The following is a 6,115-nucleotide window of genomic DNA, read 5'->3' on the forward strand; positions in this document are numbered from 1 at the left end:
TGGCGGGCATCCGCCGCACCACCGGTGTTCATGGGGTTGCCGGCCAGCGGCCGGCACTACCGTGCTTCCGGCCCCGGAATGCAACTATTTACCGCATAATCACGGCATGACCGACGACCGCATCATCGGCGCCGGCGCCACCCGCGAGGATGACGCCGCCGACGCCAGCATCCGCCCCAAGCGCCTGGCCGACTATCTCGGCCAGGCCCCGGTGCGCGAGCAGATGGAGATCTACATCGAAGCGGCCAAGGGGCGTGGCGACGCGCTCGACCACGTGCTGATCTTCGGGCCGCCCGGCCTGGGCAAGACCACGCTCAGCCACGTCATCGCCAACGAACTGGGCGTGGCCCTGCGGGTGACCTCCGGCCCGGTGATCGAGAAGGCCGGCGACCTCGCCGCACTGCTGACCAACCTGCAGCCGCACGACGTGCTGTTCGTGGACGAGATCCACCGCCTGTCGCCGGTGGTCGAGGAAGTGCTGTACCCGGCGATGGAAGACTTCCAGATCGACATCATGATCGGTGAGGGCCCCGCGGCCCGTTCGATCAAGATCGACCTGCCGCCGTTCACCCTGATCGGTGCCACCACCCGCGCCGGCCTGCTGACCGCGCCGCTGCGCGACCGCTTCGGCATCGTCCAGCGCCTGGAGTTCTACAGCGTCGAAGAGCTGACCCGGATCGTGCGCCGCTCGGCCACCATCCTCGGCATCGACTGCACCGCCGATGGCGCCGGCGAGATCGCGCGCCGCGCGCGCGGCACCCCGCGTATCGCCAACCGCCTGCTGCGCCGCGTGCGCGATTATGCGCAGGTGAAGGCGGGCGGCCACATCGACGAGGCCGTGGCACAGGCCGCGATGAAAATGCTCAAGGTTGATCCGGAGGGCTTCGACGAGCTCGACCGGCGCCTGCTCAAGACCCTGGTCGACTACTTCGACGGCGGCCCGGTCGGCATCGAATCGCTGGCCGCGGCGCTGTCCGAAGAGCGCGGCACGCTGGAAGACGTGGTCGAGCCGTACCTGATCCAGCAGGGCTTCCTGGTGCGCACCGCGCGCGGCCGCATGGCCACCCACAAGGCCTACCGGCACATGGGCCTGAAGCCGAAGAACCCGCCGCAGGACCTGTTCGCGGAGGTTCCCGATGTCGGTTGAGCCACTATTCAGTTGGCCGACACGCATTTACTGGGAAGATACCGACGCAGGCGGCGTGGTCTACCACGCCCGCTACGTCGCCTTCATGGAACGGGCACGGACCGAATGGATGCGTGCGCTCGGCTACGGCCAGGAGCGCATGCGCGCCGAGCACGGGATGGTCTTCGCAGTGCGTTCGATGCAGATGGATTTCATCAGGCCGGCACGGCTGGATGACACCCTGCAGGTGAGCGCCCGCTTGGTCCAGCTGAAGAAGGCCAGCATGGTCTTCGACCAGCAGATCCTGCGCGACGGCGAGCTGCTGCTGTCGGCCCAGGTCCGCATCGCCGCACTGGAAGCGGCCAGTTTCCGCCCGCGTGGCATGGACGAGGCCGTCCTTGCCATGCTGCAACCCCACCTCCACCCCGAATCCGAACACTGAGGAACAACGGATGATCGCAACGCTCCTGGCCCTGCAGGCCACGGTCACCGAGGCACTGCCGGCCGACGTCAGCAACGCCGCGACACAGACCCTTGCCCAGGCCACCACCGGCGGCGGCATCAACTACCTCGAGCTGATGGCCAAGGCCAGCCTGCCGGTGAAGATCATCGTGCTGCTGCTGCTGGTCGGCTCGTTCGTCAGCTGGGTGATCATTTTCCGCAAGGCCCGCGTGTTCAAGCAGGCCACCCGCGAAGCCGACGAGTTCGAGAACCGCTTCTGGTCCGGCGCCGACCTGGGCAAGCTGTACAGCGCCGCCACCGACCGCAGCCGCAGCGTGACCGGCCTGGAAGCCATCTTCGAAGCCGGTTTCCGCGAGTACACCCGCCTGCGCGACAAGCGCCGCCTGGATGGCCGTGCGCAGCTGGAAGGCGCGCAGCGTGCCATGCGCACCACCTACACCCGCGAAGTGGACCAGCTTGAGCGCAACCTGGAACTGCTGGCCAACATCGGTTCGACTGCCCCGTACGTGGGCCTGGTCGGTACCGTGTTCGGCATCATGGTGACCATGCACGACATGATCAGCAGCGGTGCGCAGGCCGGTATCGCCGCCGTCGCGCCAGGTATCTCCGAAGCCCTGTTCGCCACCGCCATCGGCCTGTTCGTGGCGATCCCGGCGGTGTGGGCCTACAACCGCTTCACCACCCGCGTGGAGCGCATGTCGGTGCGGTTCGAGACCTTCGCCGAAGAGTTCAGCTCCATCCTGCAGCGCCAGAGCGCTGGCGACGAGTAAGCGCCTGACCCGGGAGTCCAAGCCATGTCCGCTGCCATCGGTCGCCGCAAGCGCCGCAAGCTGAAATCGGAAATCAACGTCGTTCCCTACATCGACGTCATGCTGGTGCTGCTGATCATCTTCATGGTCACCGCGCCGCTGCTCACCCTGAGCTTCGACGTCGACCTGCCGCAATCCAACGCCAAGGCGCTGGAAAGCAAGCAGGACCCGGTGATCGTCTCGGTGCGCCAGGACGGCCAGCTCAGCCTGAAGCTGCCCGACGCCAAGGAGCCGATCGCCGTGTCGGCCGAGGAACTGGAAGGCCGCCTGGCCGGCATCGCCGCCCAGGACAAGGGCGTGCGCGTGATCGTCGCCGCCGACCGTACCGTGGCCTATGAAAAGGTCATCGCCGCGATGGATGTGATCAAGCGCGCCAAGGTAGACAAGGTAGGCCTGGCCACCGATGCACGCTGACGCCCTGCCACCTCCACAGCAGCGCGAGCCCGGCTGGGGCCTGCCCCTGGCGCTGGCGTTGCTGGTGCACCTGCTGGTCGCGCTGGTCTTCATCGTGGCCTGGTTCTGGTCGCCCGAGCGCAACACCGCCGCCGCCGCCGGTGATCCGTCGGTGGAGGCCAGCCTGGCCCTGTCCGCGTCCGAGGCGTCCGCCGCCCGCCAGGCCCTGCGCCAGTCCGAAAAGCTGGAGGACCTGCCGCCGCCGGTGGCCGAGCCGATCCCGGTGCCGGAAGACACCGTTCCGCCGCCGCAGCCGATTCCCGAGCCGCGCCCACAGGACGCCCCCACGCCGCAGCAGCAACAGGCGCAGGAGCGCGTCGCGCAGCCGGATACCAAGGACCAGGAAGCGGTGAGTGCGCTGGCCATCTCGCAGGAGAAGGCCAGGCAGGAGCAGGAAGCCAAGCGCCGCCAGGAGCAGATCGACCTGACCGAACGCAAGCGCCAGGAAGAGGCCGAGCAGAAGCTGCGCCTGGCCAAGCAGCAGGAAGAAGACGCGAAGAAGAAGCTGGCCGATCAGGCGCGTCAGGCCGCGGACAAGGCCGAGGCCGAGAAGCAGAAGAAGATCGCCGAGATACGTGCCCGTCGTGAGCAGGCCGAGAAGGAAGCCAAGCTGGCCGAGCAGAAGCTGCGCCAGGTGGCTGCTGCGCGCAATGCCGCCGGCAGTGCCGCAGCCGGTTCCAGCGGTGCGTCCCAGCCGGCTGCCGGTGGTGGTGGCAACAGCGATGATCTTTCGGCCAAGTACGCCGCGGCGATCCAGGCCAAGGTGCTGTCGCAGTGGGTGCGGCCGGACACGGTGCCGCTGGGCCAGCGCTGCCAGATCACCATCACCCAGATTCCGGGTGGCACGGTGATGCAGGCCAAGGTCAGCCCGAACTGCCCGTACGACGAGGCCGGCAAGCGTTCGATCGAGGCCGCCGTGCTCAACGCGCAGCCCCTGCCGTACCGTGGCTTCGAGTCGGTGTTCGCACGCACGCTCAACTTCACTTTTACTGCCCAGGATCGCTGAGGCAGCCGGCCAGGGAGGCTCTCGGGCCAACCGCGCCCACGGTTGTCGCGCTTGCCTCTGGTGTGCTCGGTTTCGACCGGGCAGGCTGTGGGCTGCTGTCGAACACCGTCCTCCGGGGCGGCGTGACCAGGGCAGACGGTGCGATGTTAGCCACGACGTTAACGGTGCGTGAGAAGACGGGCTGGAACTGACCCGGAATTCACGTACCCTTGGTTCATGATTGCGAAGCGGTTCACTCCCGCTTTGTTATCCCTCGTTCCGGTTTCCCCTTATTGAGCGCTCCATGAAAAAGATGCCTCGCTGGCTTGCCGTGTTTGCGGCCCTGTTGCTGCCCTTTGCTGCCGTCGCGCAGCAGAAGGGGCTGGATATCGACATCATCGGCGGCAATGCCTCCGCGCTGCCGATCACCATCGTACCGATGCCCTATCAGGGTTCGTCGGCCGCTCCGCAGACCGACGTCGCCGGCGTGGTCCGTGCCGATCTGGAGCGTTCGGGCCAGTTCCGCACGCTGCCGGAAGCGCAGATCGTCGAGAAGCCCGTGCGGGGGGGGGATATCCAGTTCGCGACCTGGCGCGCGCTGAAGCAGAACTACATCGTGGTCGGCCGCGTGCTTGATGCCGGTGCCGGTGCCTACCGCGTCGAGTACGAACTGTTCGACGTGCCCAAGGGCGAGCGCCTGCTGGGCCTGGCGATGACCGCCCGTGGCAATGCCATGCGCGACGTTGCCCACCAGATGGCCGACGCCATCTACGAAAAGATCACCGGTGTGCGCGGCGCCTTCTGGACCCGCATCGCCTACGTGACCGCCAGTGGCAAGGGCGACGCCATGCGCTACGCGCTGATGGTGGCCGATTCCGATGGCTTCAACCCGCAGACCATCGTGCGCTCGGCCGAGCCGCTGCTGTCGCCGTCGTGGAGTCCGGATGGCAGCAAGCTGGCCTACGTCAGCTTCGAGCGTGGCAATTCGGCCATCTACATCCAGAACATCGGTACCGGTGCGCGCGAGCTGGTCACCAGCTTCCGCGGCATCAACAGCGCCCCGGCGTTCTCGCCGGACGGCCGCAAGCTGGCCCTGACCCTGTCGCGCTCCGGTAACCCGGAAATCTACGTGATGGACCTGGGCAGCAAGCAGCTGACCCAGCTGACCAACCACTTCGCCATCGATACCGAGCCGACCTGGGCACCGGACGGCAGCGCGGTGTACTTCACCTCCGATCGCGGCGGCCGTCCGCAGGTCTACAAGGTCGGTGCCGGCGGCGGCAGCGCCGAGCGCGTGACCTTCCAGGGCAACTACAATGCCAAGCCGTCGGTGTCCTACGATGGCAAGAAGATCGCCGTCGCCCAGGGCTCGGGCAACAGCTACAAGATCGCGATGATGGACAGCTCGCTGGGCTCGCCGCGCTGGAGCACGCTGTCCCCGGGTTCGCTGGATGAATCTCCGAGCTTTGCGCCCAACGCAAGCATGGTGCTGTACGCCGCCCGCGAAGGTGGCCGTGGTGTGTTGTATGCCGTTTCGGCCGATGCGCGGGTTCGCCAGCGCCTGGTCCTGGCTGACGGTGATGTGCGCGAACCGGCATGGTCCCCATACCGTACCCAGCGCTAAAAGAGTGTTAATATTTTCGTTGTCTTGAACCCCTCATCGGCTTAGGAGCCACAAAGGTATCGCCATGAACAAGTCCACCCGCGTTCTGCTTGTTTCCCTGCTGTCTGTGGCCGTCCTGGCCGGTTGCTCGAAGAAGGTGAAGGAAGAGCCGGCAGCCCCGGTCGACACCGGCACCTCGACCACCACCCCGACCGGTCCGTCGACCTCCGGCCTGTACGGCCCGGGCGACCTGGACACCGACGCTTGCCTGCGCCAGCGCGTGGTCTACTTCGACCTGGACAAGGAAGACGTGAAGCCGGAATTCCAGGCCATCATGGCGTGCCACGCCAAGTACCTGCGTGACCGTCCGTCCTCGCGCATCACCCTGCAGGGCCACACCGACGAGCGCGGTTCGCGCGCGTACAACCAGGCCCTGGGCGAGCGTCGTGGCAACGGCGTCAGCTCGGCCCTGCAGGCCAACGGTGGTTCGGCTTCGCAGCTGACCGTCGTGTCCTACGGTGAAGAGCGTCCGGTCTGCACCGAGTCGAACGAGTCGTGCTGGTCGCAGAACCGTCGCGTCGAAATCGTCTACACCGCGCAGTAATCCATGCGCATTGGCATCAAACTGATGCTGGTCGTTGCGGCAGCCCTCGTGGCTGCCGCACCGGCGCACGCAC

At 66.9% G+C, this 6,115-nt stretch carries 7 protein-coding genes; all 7 read left to right on the top strand.

Annotated elements, in window-relative coordinates; translation table 11 throughout:
* Positions 1-106: 106 nt before the first annotated feature.
* The 7 genes from ruvB to pal all read left to right on the top strand — a co-directional run bounded on the left by ruvB (position 107) and on the right by pal (position 6,042).
* Positions 107-1,147 carry a Holliday junction branch migration DNA helicase RuvB gene (ruvB, locus tag ABGA94_RS15045; protein ID WP_005418515.1) on the top strand — a complete coding sequence of 347 codons (1,041 nt, stop codon included), beginning with the start codon at positions 107-109 and terminating at the stop codon, positions 1,145-1,147.
* Complete coding sequence (ybgC, locus tag ABGA94_RS15050; RefSeq protein ID WP_005418514.1) at positions 1,137-1,568, top strand: tol-pal system-associated acyl-CoA thioesterase; 432 nt, start codon at positions 1,137-1,139, stop codon at positions 1,566-1,568. Before ruvB ends, ybgC begins: the two co-directional genes overlap by 11 nt.
* A 10-nt stretch (positions 1,569-1,578) precedes the next feature.
* Positions 1,579-2,358: a protein TolQ gene (gene tolQ / locus ABGA94_RS15055; protein WP_005410752.1), complete on the top strand. Its 780-nt coding sequence runs from the start codon at positions 1,579-1,581 to the stop codon at positions 2,356-2,358.
* Positions 2,359-2,382: 24 nt separating this feature from the next.
* Positions 2,383-2,811 carry a protein TolR gene (tolR, locus tag ABGA94_RS15060; protein WP_065178901.1) on the top strand — a complete coding sequence of 143 codons (429 nt, stop codon included), beginning with the start codon at positions 2,383-2,385 and terminating at the stop codon, positions 2,809-2,811.
* On the top strand, positions 2,801-3,856 hold the full coding sequence (gene tolA / locus ABGA94_RS15065) for a cell envelope integrity protein TolA (RefSeq protein ID WP_375367674.1): 1,056 nt from the start codon (positions 2,801-2,803) through the stop codon (positions 3,854-3,856). Before tolR ends, tolA begins: the two co-directional genes overlap by 11 nt.
* 283 nt (positions 3,857-4,139) lie before the next feature.
* Positions 4,140-5,459, top strand: coding sequence for a Tol-Pal system beta propeller repeat protein TolB (gene tolB / locus ABGA94_RS15070; RefSeq protein ID WP_005418511.1), 1,320 nt, complete (start codon positions 4,140-4,142; stop codon positions 5,457-5,459).
* Positions 5,460-5,523: 64 nt separating this feature from the next.
* A complete protein-coding gene (pal, locus tag ABGA94_RS15075) occupies positions 5,524-6,042 on the top strand; it encodes a peptidoglycan-associated lipoprotein Pal (RefSeq protein WP_005418510.1) in 519 nt (172 codons plus the stop codon).
* Positions 6,043-6,115 lie beyond the last annotated feature (73 nt).

It is taken from the genome of Stenotrophomonas sp. 3diitr2024 (assembly GCF_042136455.1).
Taxonomy (GTDB): Bacteria; Pseudomonadota; Gammaproteobacteria; order Xanthomonadales; family Xanthomonadaceae; genus Stenotrophomonas; species Stenotrophomonas sepilia.

Excerpts from the sequence above, each read along its gene's own strand:
- ruvB (WP_005418515.1), top strand. The coding sequence starts at position 107 with ATGACCGACGACCGCATCATCGGCGCCGGCGCCACCCGCGAGGATGAC.
- ybgC (WP_005418514.1), top strand. The coding sequence starts at position 1,137 with ATGTCGGTTGAGCCACTATTCAGTTGGCCGACACGCATTTACTGGGAA.
- tolQ (WP_005410752.1), top strand. The coding sequence starts at position 1,579 with ATGATCGCAACGCTCCTGGCCCTGCAGGCCACGGTCACCGAGGCACTG.
- tolR (WP_065178901.1), top strand. The coding sequence starts at position 2,383 with ATGTCCGCTGCCATCGGTCGCCGCAAGCGCCGCAAGCTGAAATCGGAA.
- tolA (WP_375367674.1), top strand. The coding sequence starts at position 2,801 with ATGCACGCTGACGCCCTGCCACCTCCACAGCAGCGCGAGCCCGGCTGG.
- tolB (WP_005418511.1), top strand. The coding sequence starts at position 4,140 with ATGAAAAAGATGCCTCGCTGGCTTGCCGTGTTTGCGGCCCTGTTGCTG.
- pal (WP_005418510.1), top strand. The coding sequence starts at position 5,524 with ATGAACAAGTCCACCCGCGTTCTGCTTGTTTCCCTGCTGTCTGTGGCC.